The sequence below is a fragment of the Fervidicella metallireducens AeB genome, assembly GCF_000601455.1.
Taxonomy (GTDB): Bacteria; Bacillota; Clostridia; order Clostridiales; family Caloramatoraceae; genus Fervidicella; species Fervidicella metallireducens.
The window spans coordinates 1-19,376 of the sequence record NZ_AZQP01000015.1; the positions used below are offsets into that span (position 1 = coordinate 1).

Consider the following 19,376-nt stretch of genomic DNA (forward strand, 5'->3'; position numbering starts at 1 on the left):
AGCAGAAAAATTATTATTTTTAATTATCTTATTAATTTATTAGATTAAATTCTTTACATACACTTCGGTGTGAAAATTAATAATGTTTGTTTTATAAATATTAGTCATGTAACAAATAATCTAAAATTTATTATTTTTTATTAATAATTATTTAGTTTATTAACTATAACTTTAAATAGCTCACATAACAAAAATTTGATTATGAAGCATTTGATTTGCAAATAATTTGGTTAAAGAAAGGATAAATATTTTATAAAGATAAACCTGTATGTTTCATAATATTTAAGCATGTATTAATAGTTTTTAATATTCTAAAATATTTATTTAATTATTATTATGTATAATTACATGGATAATAAAAGTAATATTAAATAAAAATGTAAAATTAGGAGAATGGAGGAAAATAAGTGATATTTAGTTCCATAAATTTTGTAATCTTTTTTTTAATAACTTTTTTTCTTTATTTTACTGTGAAAAGTAAATATAGATGGCTTGTTCTATTATCAGCAAGCTACTTTTATTATATGTCCTGGAGTTTTAAATATGCAATTTTGTTATTAACAATTACTATCATATCTTTTATTTTAGCAAAATTAATCGATAGAGAAAAGAACAATAGCCATAAGAAAAGATATCTATGCCTTTCTTTATTCTTAAATTTAGGCATTCTATTTATGTTCAAATATTTTAATTTTTTTAATGATATCTTTAGCTTGGTATTAACAAAAATGAATATACCTCAGGTAGTTCCAAATTTTAAACTGTTAATGCCCCTTGGAATATCTTTTTATACATTTCAAATAACAGGATACATGATAGATGTATATAAAGGTAGAATTAAAGCAGAGAGAAACTTCGGTGTCTTTGCATTATTTGTATCTTTTTTTCCACAGATTGTGGCAGGACCTATTCAAAGGGGAAATGAATTTTTATATCAGTTTTATCAGAAGCGTCAATTAGATTTAGTCAAAATAAAGGAAGGATTAATTTTAATATTGTGGGGATTATTTAAAAAAATAGCAATTTCAGATAAATTAGGGATATATGTAAATAAAATTTATAATAATCCATATGATTATTCAGGAATTATTTTAATAATTGCAACATTGCTCTTTAGCATACAGCTTTACTGCGATTTTTCAGGATATTCAGATATAGCAATAGGATATGCTAAAATCCTTGGATTCCAGTTAAAAACCAATTTTGATAGACCTTATTTTGCAAAATCTATTCAGGAATTTTGGAGAAGATGGCATATATCATTATCAACATGGTTTAGAGACTATTTATACATTCCTCTAGGTGGAAATCGTGTTTCAAGAATAAGATCGTATTTAAATATATTCGTAGTTTTTTTATTAAGTGGATTATGGCATGGAGCAAATTGGACATATGTAGTGTGGGGAGCCATTCATGGCCTATATCTAATTATATATCAATCATTTAAAAAAGCCGATGGTGGATATACTGTAAAAAAGATGCAGCCTCTTAAATTCCAAAAATTAAAAGATTTTATATGCATAGTTGTTACATTCAGTATCGTAACATTTGCTTGGATTTTCTTTAGGGCTAATAAAATATCTGATGCAATATATATAGTTAAAAATTTATTTACAGACGTAGGTCATATTTTTGATATTCATTATGTAGGAAAATTATTGATTGAAATAGGTCTTACAAAGTATGACTGTATTCTTATGTTTATTCCTGTCCTTATTTTATTTATGATACAAATTGGGCAAAAGGAGAATACAGTTCCAGAATTTATAACAAATAAACCATTGATAATCAGATGGAGTATTTATTATTTGTTGATTTTCTCAATAATTCTTCTAGGAGGATATGGTAATGCTGAATCAACCCAGTTTATATATTCACAGTTCTAAAAAAATTTGTTACTCAATAAGAATATTAAAGATATTTTTATTTATACTTATATTTTTATTATTAGATTCCTGGTTAGGATATGAATTAAAAAAAATTGATGGGGCAAAGGATACATATGCAAAGTATAAATGGCATGAGTTTTATAACATGCCTGAGGAAAGTATAGATTTAGTTTTTTTAGGCTCCTCACATGCCTATAGGAGTTTTGATCCCTTCGTATTTGATAAGGAGATAGGATTAAAATCCTTTAACATGGGAAGTCCATTGCAAAAACCAGTTGAAAGTTATTATGTCCTGAAGGAAACGTTAGAATATCAAAAACCATCGGTAGTTATCTTTGAGGTGTATTGGGCAATATTCAATGATGAGAAATATTTCAGCACAAAGATATGGAACTTCGATTCTATGAAACCATCACCTGCAAAATTTGGTTATTTATTAAATGTATTTGATACTGATCAATATCTTAGTGCGTTATTTAAATCTATCAGATATCATGAAAATACAGGTGAGTATATAAAAATTTTAACAGGTAAGGGTTCAAAAAAATTTACTGAGATTAACTATAATATAAAACCTAAAAACTATAAGGGTAAAGGCTTTGTTATTGAAAATAAAGTAGCTGAAAAAGAGGATATTGTAAAAGAATTTAAAGGCAGGGTAAAAGAAACTACAGCTGAGTTTAGATGGGACAAAAAACAAATAAGATATCTTGACAAGATAATAAAATTATGTAAAGAAAAAAATATAGAGTTGATACTTGTAACAGCACCTGTTGCTCCATCCTATTTTGATGCAATGCAAAAGTATAAATATAATTATGAAGACATTCATAATAAGGTAAAAGAAATTGCCCTGGAAAATAAATTGGAATATATTGATTACAATTTAAAAAATTCAGAGGCAGCTCTATTCAGTGATAAAGATTTTTCTGACAACAATCACCTGAATTATGAAGGAGCACAGAAAATTTCTTTACATCTTGCAAAAAAATTAAAGATTGATTATCTGGAGATGTATAACCGAAAAAAATAAACAGATATAATTAATTTTACTTGGCGTATAAATATTATTGTAAAAATTCCATGAGGGGTTTTGAGTGAATAAGAACATATATTCAAGAGTTGGAGCCGTAGAATATGCAAAGCAATATGCTTTGAACCCTAATATTAATTTTAGATATTTTAATAGCCATGAAGATGGTGGTGGAGATTGTACCAATTTTATATCACAGTGCCTGTTAGCAGGGGGTGCTTCTATGAATTTTGTTTTACAGCCTGTTTGGTGGTATAAAAAGGGAATGAGCAGCGTATTTGACACCTGTTCAACATCATGGTCGGTGGCACATTCTTTTTATTGGATGCTGAAAATACGTAGTGAGATGAACTATCCAGGTCTTAAGGGCTTTGAGGTTGAAAATATAGATGATTTGGAACTAGGAGATATTATCCAATATGAAAATATAAATAGAAGAATTTATCATTCGGCTATTGTGACTTCTTTTACATTTAACTCTGGTATAAAGGAGCCATTAATAAGCCAGCATTCAGTTAATTCATTAAATATCTATTATAAGAAAAAGGAAGCTGTAAGACTTCATTTAATAAAAATAGTGATATAAGGGGCAAGTAGCCCTTTATATTATTTTTTGCAATAACTTTGCCTATGAAATTATCTATCTTGATAATTTTGACGGTGAAAATATTTGAAAATATTACAGATTGAAATAGAAATTATTCAAATAAATGGTGTAAAATAAATATTAAAGAAATTATTGGGGGGATTTTTATGTTGAAAACCAATATTGATAGGGTAGTAATGCAGTCTGTACAGGGGAAAATACATCATCCATTATCAACATCATCACCATACAGAATAAGTCATGAAGGCGTTCCTCTTGTTCTTCCTGCCACAGGGGGCATAACATATAATGTAAAGCTAGGTGATTCTGCTTTTGGATGGGCAGGAGATCATATAGAGCCTGGAGTATCAATAAAAAATGATAACTCCTCTGAAAATGCAGCGTTAATGGCATTGTCATGTATTGGTAACGAAGCAAGAGTATTATCAGGGGATGCAAAGGGTGCTAAAGGGTTTGTAACTGGGACTCATGGAGGAATCGATCATGTATTAGCGTATTTTAAACAGGAAGACCTTGAAAATATGGGTGTAGAGGACAAAATATTAATAAAAGCATATGGTCAGGGATTAAAACTATTGGATTATCCAGAGATAACCGTAATGAATATAGATCCAAATTTATTTTTAAAACTTGAAATAGAAGAGGTAAATGGAAAACTAAGGATACCAGTTGTAGCAAAGGTTCCAGCTTATCTTATGGGTTCAGGAATAGGTTCATCTTCAGCTTATTCTGGGGACTATGATATCATGACGGCTGATGAAAAAGAGATAAAAGGACTTGGAATAGATAAATTGAAATTTGGGGATTTTGTATTGTTAGAGGATTGTGATAATACTTTTGGACGTGGATTTTTAAAAGGTGCAGTTACTATTGGTGTAGTCATTCATAGTGATTGCATTAAAATGGGACATGGCCCCGGGATAACAACTGTGATGACAAGTAAAAAACCTCTCATAGAAGGTATAATAAAGGAAGATGCCAATATCAGTAAATTTATAACTAGGGACATATAAGTACTGCCTAGATCCAATTTATAACATCTCCTTTCAAAGGAATACTTAATTTTGAGTAAACTTTGAAGGGAGATGTTTTCTTATGCCAAGGTATACAAAGCATAATTAACAAAACACTAAAAAGTGTAGAGAAAGCTATATAAAATTAAAATAAATACTTTGGTTAAGACAATAAGTATGTGTCCCCATTGAACTATTGGTTGATTGTGGGGTTGTCAGAAATATTAAAAAATTATGAACGTAATTAAAGCTATTGACAGACAAGCATAAAAAGATTTAAACTAATACTGACCAGTCAGTACAAAAAATGAGAGGAGAGGTGAGTAAATGAAATTCTTAAAAATAGCAACCAGGGATATTTCAAGTATTTTTAAAGACAGACTTTTAAGGGTTTCGGTGGTTGCTATCATTATCGTTCCGCTTCTTTATAGTTTACTTTATTTAGCAGCTTTTTGGGATCCATATAGTAGACTTAAAGATATGCCAGTGGCAGTTGTGAATTTGGATTCTGGAGCAATTAAGGACGGGGAGAAGGTAAACTACGGTAACGATATTATTGACAAATTAAAAGACAATGACAAAATTGGCTGGAGATTTGTTTCCCAGGAAGAAGCAGAAGAAGGACTTAATGGTAGTAAATATTATGCTGAGTTTATTATTCCTGAAGATTTTTCTAAGAAGGTAATCAGTGCTAAGGATAGTAAACCAGAGCAGCCACAGATACTATTTTCATCAAATGAAAAAAGAAATTTTCTCGCAGCACAAATAAACAGCAAGGTTCAATTAGAGTTAAAGGACGAAATTTCAAAAACAATTACAAAGGAGTATGCTGAAGTAGTCTTCGATAATCTGTATGATTTAAAGGATGGCTTAAATAAAGCTGCTGATGGAAGTGGAAAACTAAGGGATGGACTTGATGCTGCTAAAGATGGAAGTAAAAAATTAGCAGATGGTATATCTCAGGCGAAAAGTGCTGTAGATAAAGCGGCTGTAACTATGGAAAATAATAAAGAAATCATGAATCTATTAAAGAAAGATAACATATCTGCCGTTAAATCAATTATGGGTCAGGCAGATGCTTTAGCTAATGCGGATACTTCAATGCTTAAACTACTTCCTAAATTTGCTACTAAAGAATCAATAGATTTAGCTAAAAAGATATTGATAGATTATAAAGCAATAGACATTGAAAAACAGCTTAATAATCCTTTAATTAAAACTTTACCTTTGATAGCTACACCAGAAAATTTAAGCAATGCAAATAAATTGATTAAAGACACTGAGTTATTATCAAGTATTGATGTTAAAAAGTTTGAGCCTGTGATAGGTTTATTACAAAACAGCGAAAAAATCAGCAAGCTATTAGGGGATGCAAATGCTATTTCACAAGTTGATACTAAATCAATTAATAATTTTATAAATTCTCAAAAAAGCGGGGCGGAACAATTTATTAATTCAACAAACATTTTGAGTACCGAAACCAATAAGAATGCTTTGATTATGGCTGTAAATACCAATCAAAACCTAAGTGAAGAACAGAAAAATCAACTTATTAAAGTTGTTGATGGATACTATAATTTAACAAAAGAAACTGCAAACAATATGGCAAGTTCAGCCAGGCAATGGCAGAGGTTTCAGGAACAATAGAGAAACTAGCTGGAGTTCAACAAGAATTTAAAGAAAATGAAAAATTAATAATGGGATTACAGACTTTTTTAAATCCTGAAAATGCAAAATACATGGGCGATGTATTTCAACAGCTTGTTAGTATGAAACAGGATTTAGATGCGAATAAACAAAATCTTCTTGCAGTAAAGTTATTGCTAGCCAATGTCAATAATCCAGAAACAAAAGAAACACTTGCTAAAATAGCTGTATTACAGAAAGACATTGAAAAGGCAAAGCCTTTGATTGTAAGTATAAATTCAAATTTGACACCTGAAGCAATATCAAAATTACAAGATACTCCAAAACTTGTTGAGCAGTTATTAAGTATGCAGAATACTTTAAAGACCAATGAACAAATTCTTAAAGCTGCACAAAGTGCTTTAAATGATGGCAATATAAAGCTTGCAAATGATTTAATAAATGCAATCCCAACATTATCAGATGGAGTAAATAAGTTATATGAAGGATCAATGAAACTTAATGATGGTATTGTAGAACTTGCAGATGGGTCTAGAGAGCTTCATGAAAAGTTGCAAGACGGTGCTGATGAGCTAAATGCTAACCTTGTAAACACGAGTGAAGAAATGGGAAATTTCATATCTGAACCAGTTGGTATGGATGTAAAACCAATTAATCCTGTTAAAGATTATGGTACAGGGTTTACTCCTTATTTCATTCCGCTTTCATTATGGGTTGGCGCAATAATGATGTTCTTTATCATAACTGAAAAAGTTGATAATGACATCAATGCAAGTTCAGCATCAGTTGTTTTAGGAAAATTTTTATCCTATAGTTTTATTGGAGTACTTCAGGCTGTACTTGCCAGCATTGTCGTTTTAACCTTAGGATTAAAACCTAATAATATAGTATTGTACTTTGTATTTAATATATTTATGTCATTAGTATTTATTGCAATAATACAGAGTTTGATATTTTTATTGGGTCAGGCAGGAAGATTACTTTCAATTGTATTGCTTATTCTGCAATTAACTTCTTGTGCGGGTACATTCCCACTGGAAGTAGTACCAAAATTCTTTAAGGTATTGAATCCATTTATGCCATTTACTTATTGTGTATCTGCGTTAAGAGAGATAATATCAGGAGTGAATTATTCTGTATTAACAAAAGATATAACCATCCTTGCATTGATAATGTTAGTATTTTTATTAATATCAATGTTAATGAAGGGGCATGCAGATAAGGTCCAAGCAAGAATTCAGGAAAGAAAACAGTCAATAGCATAACTAATAGAAGCACATATGGTCAGAGATTATGGCCATATGTGCTATTTTTTTGTAAATTTAAATTTATTGATGTCGGTAATAAATAAAAAAACATTATATGGAAATACTTATAAGGTAAAGCTATGTATATTTTGTGTAGAAAGGGTGGTGAAGAGCCTGCATTTTGCAGGTTAAACTATGGCTGAATATAATTTAGACCATGATAAGTTAAAAAAGTTAGAAACGTATATCGACAACCTACAGGAGAAGGAAGGCGCTCTTATTAATATCCTACACGAAGCTCAGGATATATTTGGTTATCTCTCAAAGGATGTACAGCTTTTTATAGCCAGAAAATGCGGTATTCCTGCCGCTAAGGTATTTGGGGTAGTGACATTTTATTCCTACTTTACAATGGAACCAAGAGGAAAACATGTTGTAAACATTTGTATGGGCACAGCATGTTTTGTTAAGGGAGCTGATAAAATACTTGCTGAATTTAAAAGACTATTAGATATAAAAGAAGGAAATATGAGTGAAGATGGTATGTTTACCATTGATACATTAAGATGTGTTGGAGCATGCGGCCTTGCTCCTGTCGTTATAGTTGATGGCAAAGTTTATGGAAGAGTAAAAGTTGAGGATGTTGAAGGAATTATTAAGGAATATAAACAGGACTAAAAATGTAAAGGGAGGGTATTATATGGCAGGAATAAAAAGTCTTGATGAATTAAAAGCATTAAGGGATAAACACAGAGAAAGTGTATTGGGAAGAGATACTGGCGATTCAGAAAATAAAATCAGAATAACTGTTGGGATGGCTACATGTGGAATTGCTTCCGGTGCAAGAGAAACAATTAACGCAATAATCGATGAAGTGGCAAAGGAACATTTAATGAATGTGGTTGTTGTTCAATCTGGATGTCTTGGATATTGCTACGCAGAGCCTACCGTAGAGGTCAGATTCCCTGGAAAAGAGGCAGTATTGTATGGAAACATAGATGCCAAGAGAGGACGGGAATTAGTACAAAGACATATAAAAAATGGAGAGATTCAAAAAGATTGGATAATAGAAAAAACATTCAATAACATATAGCTTCTAGGAGGTGTTAATGTGGTTAAATATAGAATGGATTTGCTTGTATGTGGAGGTACAGGATGCCAGGCATCAGGTTCATCGGAAGTTGTTGAAACATTTAAAAAGGAAATAGAAAAAGAAGGTTTGGAAAATGAAATTCAGGTAATTACTACCGGATGTTTTGGATTCTGTGAAAAAGGGCCTATTGTAAAGATTTCTCCAGATAATGTATTTTATGTGGAGGTTACTCCAGAAAAGGCTGTTAGAATAGTTAAAGAACACATAATAAAAGGCAGAGTGGTAGAGGATTATTTATACAAAGAACCTGAAACTAAAGAGGTTTTACATGAACAAAATGAAATGCCCTTTTATAAAAAACAGTTGAGAATAGCACTTAGAAATTGTGGTTTTATAGATCCTGAAAATATTTATGAATACATAGCCGTTGATGGATATCAGGCACTTGGCAAGGTATTGACTGAAATGACTCCAGAAAAAGTGATAGAAGAGATAAAACGAAGTGGCCTCAGGGGAAGAGGTGGCGGTGGATTTCCAACCGGTGTTAAGTGGGAAATGACAAGAAAATCGAAATCAAATCAAAAATATGTAATATGCAACGCTGATGAAGGTGATCCAGGTGCATTTATGGACAGGAGTATTTTAGAGGGAGATCCCCATTCAGTGTTGGAAGCCATGGCAATTTGCGGGTATTGCATTGGTGCAGATAAGGGCTATATTTACATACGAGCAGAGTATCCACTTGCCATTCAAAGATTAAGGATAGCAATAAATCAGGCATATGAATTTGGCTTATTAGGTAAAAATATACTTGGAACAGGCTTTAATTTTGATATTGATTTAAAATATGGAGCTGGTGCTTTTATTTGTGGTGAGGAAACTGCACTTATTAATTCAATAGAGGGTGGACGTGGGGAACCAACTGTTAAACCTCCATTCCCAGCACAAAAAGGTCTTTGGAAACAGCCAACCAACATAAATAATGTAGAGACTTTTGCAAATATTTGTCCTATATTGTTAAAGGGGGCAGACTGGTTTAGTTCAATAGGTACAGAAAAAAGTAAAGGGACAAAGGTTTTTGCCTTGGCTGGTAAGGTAAACAATGTTGGCCTTGTAGAAGTTCCTATGGGTCTGACCCTTAGGGAGATAATCTACGAATTAGGTGGAGGAATCAAAGGAGATAAAAAATTTAAAGCCGTACAAACTGGTGGCCCATCTGGTGGCTGTATCCCAGCACAGAATTTAGATACACCTATAGATTACGACACATTGACCCAGATTGGTTCTATGATGGGTTCAGGTGGAATGATAGTAATGGATGAAGATGATTGCATGGTGAATATTGCCAAATTTTATCTGGAATTCAGCTGTGAAGAATCCTGTGGAAGATGTACAGCTTGCAGAGTAGGAAATACGAGGATGCTGGAAATACTTAATGAAATTACTGAAGGAAAGGGAACAATGGAACATTTAGATGAATTAAAGGAATTGGGTCAGATAATTAAGGATTCATCTTTATGTGGTCTTGGGCAAACGTCACCCAATCCTGTATTAAGCACAATGAATTTCTTCTGGGACGAATACGTGGCACATGTTAAGGATAAGAACTGTCCCGCAGGTGTATGTACTGCGTTATTAAAATATTTTATTTTGCCTGATAAATGTGTTGGATGTACAGCCTGTGCTAAGGTATGTCCTACAAATGCCATTTCCGGTGAGGTAAGAAAAACTCACATTATAGATCAAGAAAAATGTATAAAATGTGGGGCGTGTATGGCAACATGCAGGTTTAATGCAATAACCAGAAGATGATTGTGTTGAAAGGAGTAATGGAGATGAATATGGTTAACTTAACTATAAATGGATTCAAGGTTTCAGTACCTGAAGGAACATCTATTTTAGATGCTGCCAAAAAGGTAAATGTTCATATTCCAACTTTGTGCTATTTGGATTTACACGATATAAAAATGGTCAATAGGACGGCTTCCTGCAGAGTTTGTGTTGTTGAAGTTGAAGGAAGACGTAATCTTGCTCCAGCCTGTGCTACAGAGGTTACTGAGGGTATGGTGGTTAAAACTGATACTTTAAGGGCGATTAAAGCAAGGCGTACTATGGTTGAATTGTTATTATCGGATCATCCCACGGATTGTCTGGTATGTGAAAAAAATACACAGTGTCAGTTGCAAAAACTAGCAGCAGATTTAGGTGTTAGAAAAATTAGATATAAGGGGAAAATGTCTACTTATCCCAAAGATTCTTCCAGTGAATCCATATACAGAAATCTTGATAAATGTATAATGTGCAGAAGATGTGAAACAATGTGTAATGAGGTTCAAACCTGCAATGTTTATTCAGCGGTAGATAGGGGGTTTGAAACTGTTGTATCACCTGCATTTGGTCTACCTATGATTGATACACAGTGTACATTCTGTGGTCAGTGTGTTGCTGTTTGTCCAACGGCGGCTTTGACACAAATTAGCCATGTTGCAAAGGTTTGGGAGGCACTATCTGATCCTGATAAATTTGTTATTGTTCAAACAGCTCCTGCAATTAGAGTTGCATTAGGGGAGAAATTTGGTATGGAACCTGGAACAATTGTAACTGGCAAAATGGTTGCGGCTTTAAGAAGACTAGGTTTTGATAAGGTGTTTGATACCGATTTTGCTGCAGATGTAACTATTTTAGAGGAAGCACACGAATTTATAGATAGACTTCAAAATGGTGGAAGACTTCCAATACTTACAAGTTGTTGTCCTAGTTGGGTAAAATTTATAGAACATCAATTCCCAGATTTATTAGATATACCTTCAACCTGTAAATCTCCTCATATAATGTTTGGAACAATAGCTAAAACATACCTTGCAGACAAGATGGGTATTGATCCTGAAAAGATTGTTGTTGTTTCAGTTATGCCTTGTCTTGCCAAGAAATACGAGGTGGTTAGACCAGAATTACAGCATGAAGGTAAAAAGAACGTAGATTTAGTAATAACAACAAGAGAACTTGCAGATATGTTATTAGAGGCAGGCATTGATTTTGCAAGCTTACCAGATGAAGATTTTGATAATCCACTTGGCGAGTCTACCGGAGCATCTGTAATTTTTGGAACAACAGGTGGAGTTATTGAAGCTGCTTTAAGAACTGCTTACGAATGGTTAACAAATGAAACTCTTGAGGATGTTGAATTTCACAGTGTAAGAGGGTTAGATGGGTTAAAGGAGGCTACTGTTAATATTAATGGTGAAGAAATAAGGATAGGAGTAGCCCATGGTTTAGGCAATGCAAGAAAACTGCTTGAATCAATACAAAAAGGAGAATCCCGCTATCATGCCATAGAGATAATGGCTTGTCCAGGCGGATGTATAGATGGTGGAGGACAGCCATATCACTTTGGTAATCTAGAAATAGTAAAAAAGAGGATGGAAGCAATATACACTGAGGATAGAAATAAGAAGATAAGAAAATCACATGAAAACCCAGAAGTTTTAAAGATGTACAAAGAATATATCGGAGAAGTTGGCGGGGAAAAGGCCCATGAATTACTACACACACATTACACAAAAAGAGAAAAAATATAGTTATGTTTTAGGAATCAGCCATAGAAGCTGGTTCCTTTTAATTGTTGTAAAATTTAAAATATAAATATTGAAAATAATGGAAAAAATAGTATAATTAAAGTGTGCACATTTTGTGCACGTTATTAGGGTTATGGGAGTGGTTTGTATATGAAAAGGTTCGCATTTATTATTCATCCAATCGATTACAGGGATGTTTCAAGAAAGTTTGGTATATTTAGAAACGCATCCCAAAATACTGTGGAAAAAGTGACTAAACTAATTCCCCCACTAAAAGTTTCAGAGATAACTGGTGTCAGGAGTGATTATGGGGAAACAGAGGGTTGGTTTATAGCTGTCCCCTTAATTTCTAATCAATTAATGAATTATCCTGTTGAATATGTTTATCAAAAAATAATTAAGGCTGGGAAAATTGCTGAGAGGCTTGGAGCAGATATAGTTGGTTTAGGAGCTTTGACTTCTGTAGTTGGGGATGCAGGAATAACTGTTGCAAAAAACTTAGATATAGCTGTAACATCAGGAAACAGCTATACAGTGGCAACAGCAATCGAAGGAGCTGTTAAGGCTTCATATCTTATGGGGAAAGATATAAGGGATGCAAATGTAGCAGTAATAGGTGCAACAGGGTCAATAGGTAAGGTTTGTGCAGAAATATTAGGAAAACAATCAAAATACATAAATCTTGTAGGCAGAAATAATGATAAATTAAAGGAAGTGTCTGAAGACTTAAAAGTTAAAACTGGAAAGAAAATAAATTACACAACTGACATTAAATACGGACTTGAAGATGCTGATGTTGTTATAACGGTAACAAGTGCTATAGATGCAATAATTAAGCCTGAATATTTGAAGCCAGGATGCGTGGTTTGCGATGTAGCAAGACCAAGAGATGTATCTAAAGAGGTTCAAGAGGTTAGGGACGATGTTTTAGTGATTGAAGGAGGGGTTGTTGAAGTACCAGGAGATGTTAATTTTAATTTTAATTTTGGATTCCCTCCTAAAACAAGCTATGCATGTATGGCTGAGACAATGATTCTTGCAATGGAGCAGAAAATTGAAAACTATTCTTTAGGCAGAGAATTAACAGTAAAACAAGTAGAGGATATAGCACTTCTTGCTAAAAAACATGGTTTTAAATTAGGTGGATTCAGAAGCTTTGAAAGACCAGTTAGTAATGAGCAGATTAGTTTTATAAAGAAAAATGCACTGAAAAATAGAAAAAAAATAGAGGCATAGACAGCCATAAAAAAGACTAAGTTCCTTTGAAAATATAATTAGAAAAATCAATCTAAGCAAAATAGAAACGTATGGTTTGTACAGATGTTGTAAAAAACATGTAAGATAAAACCTTTGAATATCCAAACACGAAATTTCATGATGTAATCCGTGTTTGGATATTCTTCATTTAACCACTTCATATGGCCAGCTGGAAAATCCCTTGTAAAGATGATAAATATCTATAAATCCGTTTTTTATAAGGGTGTTTACAGCTATTGAACCCCTTCTTCCACTTTGACAATAAACAAGGGTTGGCTTATCTTTATATTTCTCTATTTCTATGATTCTTCTTTCAAGCTCGTTATATGGAATTAAAATTGCTCCTTTTATATGACCAGATTTAAATTCATCCTTTGTTCTGACATCTAGAATTAACATATTTTTATTTTCATTGATTAGTTTTAATGCCTGTGGAGCTGTGACGTTTGTAACAAATCTACTAAGGTTAGAATATTTTCTGTTGGCTAAAAATCCAAGATAAACTATGGCGGCAACTGGGATTGCAGAAAGTATAGCAAGTAAACCACTCATTATAAAGCCTCCTTTAAAAGACAAGAACAATTTATTTTTAGTATTATGCTTAATTTATATTAAATATACATTGATTATAAGGAAAAGTTTTTAAAACCCCATGAAATGACTTAAAACTCCTTCATCTATAAATTAAGTTCTAGTATATCATGGTTTCAATTGGTTTGAATATGAATTTTCTCTATTCTTAGAAAATCATTTCAAATATAAAAAAAGCAAGGCACTCTAGCCTTGCTTCAGATTGATAAATACATGACTTTGTAAACAGCCTGCATTCCTTTTAATATGCTTTTCCCCAATAAACCATGTGTTTTGCTTCTTTTCCACAGCAAATACATTTGTCTGAAAGATGTTCCTGCTCAAATGGCATACATCTAGAAGTTACTCCAACAACTTCTTTTATTTTTTCTTCACAAGCTGTTTCTCCACACCACATAGCCTTGATAAAGCCTGGTTTGTTATCAGCAATATCTTTAAATTCTTCCATTGTAACTGCTGTATAAGTTTTTTCATCTCTTAATTTTCTTGCACTTTCTAGCATTGAATTTTGAATGTCTTCAAGTATTTGAGGGATTCTATTTTCAAGTTCATTCATTGAAACTATTTCTTTTTCCCTAGTATCACGTCTAACAAGAACAACTTGATTGTTTTCAATGTCCTTTGGACCAACTTCAAGTCTTAAAGGAACTCCCTTCATTTCATATTCGTTAAATTTCCATCCAGGCATCTTATCGCTGCTATCCAGTTTTACTCTGGCAAAATTTCCTATCCTATTTTTTAATTCAGTAGCTTTTTCAAGTACTCCCTCTTTATGTTGTGCGATTGGAACAATTATTACCTGAGTTGGTGCAATCTTTGGTGGAAGCTTAAGACCGCTATCATCTCCGTGAACCATAATCAATGCTCCGATAAGTCTTGTAGTAACTCCCCATGAGGTTTGATGAACATATTGCTGTTTTCCAGTTTTATCAGAATATTGTATTCCAAAGGCTCTGGCAAAGCCATCCCCAAAATTATGTGAAGTTCCGGATTGAAGAGCTTTACCGTCGTGCATTAAGCTTTCAATTGTATAGGTTGCATGTGCTCCAGCAAATTTTTCTTTTTCAGTTTTTTGACCTTTAATTACTGGAATTGCAAGTACATTTTCGCAAAGCTCAGCATAGAGGTTTAAAATTCTAATAGTTTCTTCCTGAGCCTCTTCAGCAGTTGCGTGAATTGTATGACCTTCCTGCCATAGAAATTCAGTTGTTCTTAAAAATGGGCGGGTAGTCTTTTCCCATCTCACAACAGAACACCATTGGTTATATAGTTTTGGAAGATCATTATATGATTGAACTATTTTTGCATAATGGTCGCAGAAGAGAGTTTCTGATGTAGGGCGAACACATAATCTTTCAGTAAGTTCCTCATGACCACCATGGGTAACCCATGCAACTTCTGGTGCGAAACCTTCAACGTGATCCTTTTCTTTTTGAAGAAGGCTTTCAGGTATAAACATTGGCATATAAACGTTTTCATGCCCTAATTCCTTCAGTCTTGAATCTAAATACTTTTGAATGTTTTCCCAAATTGCGTAACCATAAGGTCTGATGATCATACATCCTTTTACACTAGAATAATCAACTAATTCTGCTTTCTTTACAATATCTGTATACCATTGTGCAAAGTCCACATCCATAGCTGTTATAGCCTCGACAAATTTCTTTTCTTTAGCCATATTAAGTCCCTCCTATATAAAAATCTAATCCTGAAAATCAAAAAAGCTCGTGTCCCTGAAAAAGGGACCGAGCTTATTATCGGCGGTACCACCCTAGTTAATATATAATAATATATTCACTCGTAATTTGTAACGGAAAATCCGCTGCAGCCTACTATTATTTCAGTGCAGGACTCGAAGGCTGGTTCAAAGTATTCCTTTAGAAACCTTTCAGCATATGGTCTCCTCTCTGTGAAAAGGAGAGTACTTTTACTATTCCTTGTCATTGTCTTTTATTATTAAATTATAAACAAAATGATATGACATAACAATTAAAAAGTCAATACTTCAGATTTCTTTTAAGTGGTAATATTATTCTTTATTTTTTAATTTTATCATATGTGTATAGATGAGTTTATGCTACAATGTGTGAATTTATTATACCCAATAAAGGTAGTTATATTATGATGTTTTTAAATAAAAAATATGCTATAATTGTTAAAAATATCATAAACATTCATTTTTTAATAGAAAGGAGTTTGTGGAATATAAAAGACTTTTAGATTTGAATTGAGTATAAAGAAAATAAAAAATATATAAAGAGGGAGAATAAAATGAAGAAAAGAGTATTTATATGGAGTTTAATTGTAATAATTTTGGCAGGAATGCCAATTTTAATGAAAATAAAAAGGAATAAAGGAGAATTGATTAAAGTAAGAACTGCCGTTGCTGAAACAGGGGAGATTAAGGCCTATCTTTCTACAACAGGAACAGTTGAATCAAAAAATAAAAAAGTTTATTACGGAAACCAGGGAAGGATTGAAAAAATCAATGTGAAGGTTGGAGATAGGGTTAAAAAAGGTGATATTCTTATTGTCTTTGAAAAGCAGGATTTATCAATTCAGGTAAAGCAGGCTCAAATACAGTATGAAAATGCTTTGTTGCAACGCAAAGAATTGATTAATCAAAATGAATCTATAAAGAGAAAAATGATAGAACTAGATAAACAAATAGCTGAATTAGAGAAAAGCTCAAACATTGCAGACAAGACTAAGTTAGAATCCTTAAAGCAACAAAGAAGTACCATTTCCCTAATATCAGATGAAAAATTAAAGCAATCTGAAAATGCTGTAAGCCTTGCAAAATTATCTTTAGAAGCAGCAAGACAAAATGCTTCAAAAAGTTCATTTTCGATAATTTCAGAAACTAATGGTGTTGTGACAGAAATAAATGCAGTTGAGGGTGGATTAAATTCAGGGGCACAGCCTCTGATAGTGGTTCAAGATATTGAAAATCTAAATGTTGTATTATCCCTTGGTAAATATGATATGGATAAAGTTATTATGGGACAGGAAGCAATAATAAAAACTGGAAATAACTCGTACAAGGGAAGAATTTCATTTATTGAGCCGGCAGCGAAAACAAAAATTTCAGCAACTGGGAGCGAAACGTCTTTAGGAATTGTAATTGAGGTATTAGAAAAATCGCCAAAATTAACAATTGGGTTTGATGTAGATGTGGACATTTTAGTAGGAAGAAAAAATAATATAGTAAAAATTCCAGTTGAGAGTATAAAAACTGAGAAGGGAAACAGAAACTTAGTTTTTGTTGTTGAAAATAATGTTGCTCATCAAAGAACAGTTGAAATTGGTATTCAATCCGATACCGAGGTGGAAGTTAAATCTGGTGTAATTAATGGAGAAAAAATTGTATTAAATCCTTCCACTAGTGTATCTGATGGAACAAAGGTTTTAGAAGAAAGTGGGAGATAAAATAATGTTAAGGATTAAGGATGCCGTTAAAATATATAAAACTGGTGATATAGAACTTGTAGCTTTAAAGAAGGTAAGTCTAGAGGTGGCAAAAGGGGAGTTTACAGCAATTATGGGTCCTTCTGGTTCAGGAAAATCAACATTTATGAATATTCTTGGATGTTTAGACAGGATGGACGAAGGGGAATATATTTTAAATGGTAAAAACGTTGCAGGATTAAAAGATAATGAATTAGCCTTTCTGAGAAATAAGGAGATTGGTTTTGTGTTTCAGGCGTTTAATTTAATTCCAAGAATGACAGTTCTGGAAAATGTTGAACTTCCAATGCTTTATGCAGGAATATCTACAAAGGAAAGGCGAGAAAGGGCAATGATAGCACTGAAAAAAGTAGGTCTGATAGACAGGGTTAAACATCTGCCAAATGAAATATCAGGGGGGCAGAAGCAAAGGGCTGCTATTGCAAGGGCTATTGTTAACAATCCTTCTGTAATTATGGCAGATGAACCCACTGGTAATTTAGATACAAAGTCCTCAATGGATATCATGAAAATATTCCAGGACCTAAACAATGAAGGTGCCACAGTGCTTATGGTTACCCATGAAAATGATATCGCTAAACATGCAAAGAGGATTATCAGGTTTAAAGATGGAGAAATTGTGTCCGATTTACCTGTAAAGGATAGAATAGTATTGTAAGGGAGGATAAAATATTGGACATATATGAAAGCATTAAGATGGCTTTTTCAAGTATAATGGCGAATAAAATGAGAGCATTTTTAACAATGCTTGGGATAATAATAGGTATCAGTTCGGTAATTACTATTGTATCTTTAGGTCAAGGTGGACAAAATGAAATTACTGGTGAATTTTCAAAAATTGGTGCAGCCTCTGTCAGTATTAAAGTCAATAGTTCAAGGGCTCAATCAACAGACTATATTACTATTGAAGATGTAAAATACATAAAAGAAAAACTGGATAGTGTTAAATACGCAAGCCCTATTGTACAAACAAGGGGAGTTGCATTTTCGGATAAGGACAGCAGGAGAGCTTTTATCAGTGGAGGATCTCCGGATCTTGCCTATCTGAATAATACTGAAATATTATATGGAAGATATTTTAATGAGAGAGAGTTTGAAGAGGGAGATGCGGTTGCCATATTAGATGAGGACACTGCAATGACATTCTTTGGATATGCTGATGTTGTTGGTGAAAGTTTAAAACTCAGAATAGATTCAACAACAAAAAAAGTTAAGATTATAGGCGTAGAAAAGGGTATGGAAATGATGTTTGGCGGTGTTAAAAATAATCAAAGACCTGCTATTTTAACAGTACCATTAACATTTCTCAGTAGTTTGGAATCAAATGGTTTAAAAATTGATTCTATGACGGTTATGGCTATTTCTCAGGATGAAAGTGAAGGCGCAGGAAAAGGTGCAATAAATATATTAGAGGCAAGACATGGCAATAAAGGTCAAGATGTATATTCGGCTGAAAGTATTTTAAAAATGCTTGATCAGATAAACAATGTCCTTGGCATCTTTACTGCATTTATTGGAGCTGTTGCAGCAATATCATTGTTAGTTGGTGGAATTGGAGTTATGAACATAATGCTGGTTTCTGTAACTGAAAGAACCAGAGAAATAGGAATAAGAAAAGCTATAGGTGCCACTACAGGCAGGATTTTGATGCAGTTTTTAATAGAGTCTGTAATTTTATCATTAATTGGCGGATTGATAGGGATGACTTTAGGGATATTAGGTGCAGAGGTAATAGGCGCTTTTGCTGGCATAGAACCTGCGATATCAATAAAGGCTATTCTTGGTGCAATATTGTTTTCATCAGCAGTTGGAATTTTCTTTGGTATATATCCGGCTAGAAAGGCAGCAAAATTAGATCCAATAGAAGCTTTAAGGTATGAATAATCAATAATATTCAAGTTTTAAAAATAAAGTATATAAATAAATTAATTAATAGGATTGTATAGATGGGATGGA

At 32.8% G+C, this 19,376-nt stretch carries 16 protein-coding genes and 1 other annotated feature; of the genes, 14 read left to right on the top strand and 2 right to left on the bottom strand.

The window, feature by feature from the left end; translation table 11 throughout:
* Positions 1-524: 524 nt before the first annotated feature.
* The 11 genes from Q428_RS06155 (at position 525) to Q428_RS06205 (ending at position 13,340) form a co-directional block, all read left to right on the top strand.
* The gene (locus Q428_RS06155; protein ID WP_242847784.1) at positions 525-1,886 is read left to right on the top strand and encodes an MBOAT family O-acyltransferase; all 1,362 of its coding nucleotides are present in this window, start codon (positions 525-527) and stop codon (positions 1,884-1,886) included.
* On the top strand, positions 1,849-2,922 hold the full coding sequence (locus tag Q428_RS06160) for a DUF1574 family protein (RefSeq protein ID WP_035379189.1): 1,074 nt from the start codon (positions 1,849-1,851) through the stop codon (positions 2,920-2,922). Before Q428_RS06155 ends, Q428_RS06160 begins: the two co-directional genes overlap by 38 nt.
* Before the next feature lie 64 nt (positions 2,923-2,986).
* Positions 2,987-3,508 (top strand): amidase domain-containing protein, encoded by a 522-nt coding sequence (locus Q428_RS06165; protein WP_035379191.1) that lies wholly within the window; start codon positions 2,987-2,989, stop codon positions 3,506-3,508.
* A 167-nt stretch (positions 3,509-3,675) separates the two neighbouring features.
* The gene (locus Q428_RS06170) at positions 3,676-4,542 is read left to right on the top strand and encodes a DUF4438 domain-containing protein (RefSeq protein ID WP_035379193.1); all 867 of its coding nucleotides are present in this window, start codon (positions 3,676-3,678) and stop codon (positions 4,540-4,542) included.
* A gap of 327 nt (positions 4,543-4,869) precedes the next feature.
* Positions 4,870-6,189 (top strand): YhgE/Pip domain-containing protein, encoded by a 1,320-nt coding sequence (locus Q428_RS14455; protein ID WP_051515003.1) that lies wholly within the window; start codon positions 4,870-4,872, stop codon positions 6,187-6,189.
* Positions 6,165-7,454 (top strand): YhgE/Pip family protein, encoded by a 1,290-nt coding sequence (locus Q428_RS14460; RefSeq protein WP_051515004.1) that lies wholly within the window; start codon positions 6,165-6,167, stop codon positions 7,452-7,454. The genes Q428_RS14455 and Q428_RS14460 overlap by 25 nt, the downstream gene beginning before the upstream one ends.
* Before the next feature lie 177 nt (positions 7,455-7,631).
* The gene (locus Q428_RS06185; RefSeq protein ID WP_035379195.1) at positions 7,632-8,114 is read left to right on the top strand and encodes an NADH-quinone oxidoreductase subunit NuoE family protein; all 483 of its coding nucleotides are present in this window, start codon (positions 7,632-7,634) and stop codon (positions 8,112-8,114) included.
* Positions 8,115-8,136: 22 nt separating this feature from the next.
* The gene (locus Q428_RS15135; RefSeq protein WP_051515005.1) at positions 8,137-8,529 is read left to right on the top strand and encodes a (2Fe-2S) ferredoxin domain-containing protein; all 393 of its coding nucleotides are present in this window, start codon (positions 8,137-8,139) and stop codon (positions 8,527-8,529) included.
* Positions 8,530-8,562: 33 nt separating this feature from the next.
* A complete protein-coding gene (gene nuoF / locus Q428_RS06195) occupies positions 8,563-10,341 on the top strand; it encodes an NADH-quinone oxidoreductase subunit NuoF (protein WP_035379258.1) in 1,779 nt (592 codons plus the stop codon).
* 23 nt (positions 10,342-10,364) lie between these two features.
* The gene (locus Q428_RS06200; protein ID WP_035379197.1) at positions 10,365-12,107 is read left to right on the top strand and encodes an NADH-dependent [FeFe] hydrogenase, group A6; all 1,743 of its coding nucleotides are present in this window, start codon (positions 10,365-10,367) and stop codon (positions 12,105-12,107) included.
* Positions 12,108-12,254: 147 nt separating this feature from the next.
* The gene (locus Q428_RS06205; protein ID WP_035379199.1) at positions 12,255-13,340 is read left to right on the top strand and encodes a shikimate dehydrogenase; all 1,086 of its coding nucleotides are present in this window, start codon (positions 12,255-12,257) and stop codon (positions 13,338-13,340) included.
* A gap of 165 nt (positions 13,341-13,505) precedes the next feature.
* On the opposite strand, the gene Q428_RS06210 is transcribed toward Q428_RS06205, so the two are convergent.
* Together Q428_RS06210 and proS are read right to left on the bottom strand one after the other, a co-directional pair.
* Complete coding sequence (locus Q428_RS06210) at positions 13,506-13,913, bottom strand: rhodanese-like domain-containing protein (RefSeq protein WP_084478171.1); 408 nt, start codon at positions 13,911-13,913, stop codon at positions 13,506-13,508.
* Between the two features lie 280 nt (positions 13,914-14,193).
* Positions 14,194-15,630 carry a proline--tRNA ligase gene (gene proS / locus Q428_RS06215; protein WP_035379201.1) on the bottom strand — a complete coding sequence of 479 codons (1,437 nt, stop codon included), beginning with the start codon at positions 15,628-15,630 and terminating at the stop codon, positions 14,194-14,196.
* A gap of 59 nt (positions 15,631-15,689) precedes the next feature.
* Positions 15,690-15,905, bottom strand: a binding site (T-box leader).
* A 318-nt stretch (positions 15,906-16,223) separates the two neighbouring features.
* Between proS and Q428_RS06220 the strand changes: the two genes are divergently transcribed.
* Genes Q428_RS06220 through Q428_RS06230 form a run of 3 tightly spaced genes read left to right on the top strand, consistent with a single transcriptional unit; the run spans position 16,224 to position 19,304 of the window.
* Complete coding sequence (locus tag Q428_RS06220) at positions 16,224-17,381, top strand: efflux RND transporter periplasmic adaptor subunit (RefSeq protein WP_035379203.1); 1,158 nt, start codon at positions 16,224-16,226, stop codon at positions 17,379-17,381.
* 4 nt (positions 17,382-17,385) lie between these two features.
* A complete protein-coding gene (locus tag Q428_RS06225) occupies positions 17,386-18,078 on the top strand; it encodes an ABC transporter ATP-binding protein (RefSeq protein ID WP_035379205.1) in 693 nt (230 codons plus the stop codon).
* 14 nt (positions 18,079-18,092) lie between these two features.
* Positions 18,093-19,304 carry an ABC transporter permease gene (locus Q428_RS06230; protein WP_035379207.1) on the top strand — a complete coding sequence of 404 codons (1,212 nt, stop codon included), beginning with the start codon at positions 18,093-18,095 and terminating at the stop codon, positions 19,302-19,304.
* Positions 19,305-19,376: the final 72 nt, after the last annotated feature.

What these genes read in the sequence shown, in the direction of transcription:
- Q428_RS06205 (WP_035379199.1), top strand. Translation starts at nt 12,255, where the DNA reads ATGAAAAGGTTCGCATTTATTATTCATCCAATCGATTACAGGGATGTT.
- Q428_RS15135 (WP_051515005.1), top strand. Translation starts at nt 8,137, where the DNA reads ATGGCAGGAATAAAAAGTCTTGATGAATTAAAAGCATTAAGGGATAAA.
- Q428_RS14460 (WP_051515004.1), top strand. Translation starts at nt 6,165, where the DNA reads ATGGCAGAGGTTTCAGGAACAATAGAGAAACTAGCTGGAGTTCAACAA.
- Q428_RS06210 (WP_084478171.1), bottom strand. Translation starts at nt 13,913, where the DNA reads ATGAGTGGTTTACTTGCTATACTTTCTGCAATCCCAGTTGCCGCCATA.
- proS (WP_035379201.1), bottom strand. Translation starts at nt 15,630, where the DNA reads ATGGCTAAAGAAAAGAAATTTGTCGAGGCTATAACAGCTATGGATGTG.
- Q428_RS14455 (WP_051515003.1), top strand. Translation starts at nt 4,870, where the DNA reads ATGAAATTCTTAAAAATAGCAACCAGGGATATTTCAAGTATTTTTAAA.
- nuoF (WP_035379258.1), top strand. Translation starts at nt 8,563, where the DNA reads ATGGATTTGCTTGTATGTGGAGGTACAGGATGCCAGGCATCAGGTTCA.
- Q428_RS06160 (WP_035379189.1), top strand. Translation starts at nt 1,849, where the DNA reads ATGCTGAATCAACCCAGTTTATATATTCACAGTTCTAAAAAAATTTGT.
- Q428_RS06155 (WP_242847784.1), top strand. Translation starts at nt 525, where the DNA reads ATGTCCTGGAGTTTTAAATATGCAATTTTGTTATTAACAATTACTATC.
- Q428_RS06185 (WP_035379195.1), top strand. Translation starts at nt 7,632, where the DNA reads ATGGCTGAATATAATTTAGACCATGATAAGTTAAAAAAGTTAGAAACG.
- Q428_RS06225 (WP_035379205.1), top strand. Translation starts at nt 17,386, where the DNA reads ATGTTAAGGATTAAGGATGCCGTTAAAATATATAAAACTGGTGATATA.
- Q428_RS06220 (WP_035379203.1), top strand. Translation starts at nt 16,224, where the DNA reads ATGAAGAAAAGAGTATTTATATGGAGTTTAATTGTAATAATTTTGGCA.
- Q428_RS06200 (WP_035379197.1), top strand. Translation starts at nt 10,365, where the DNA reads ATGAATATGGTTAACTTAACTATAAATGGATTCAAGGTTTCAGTACCT.
- Q428_RS06170 (WP_035379193.1), top strand. Translation starts at nt 3,676, where the DNA reads ATGTTGAAAACCAATATTGATAGGGTAGTAATGCAGTCTGTACAGGGG.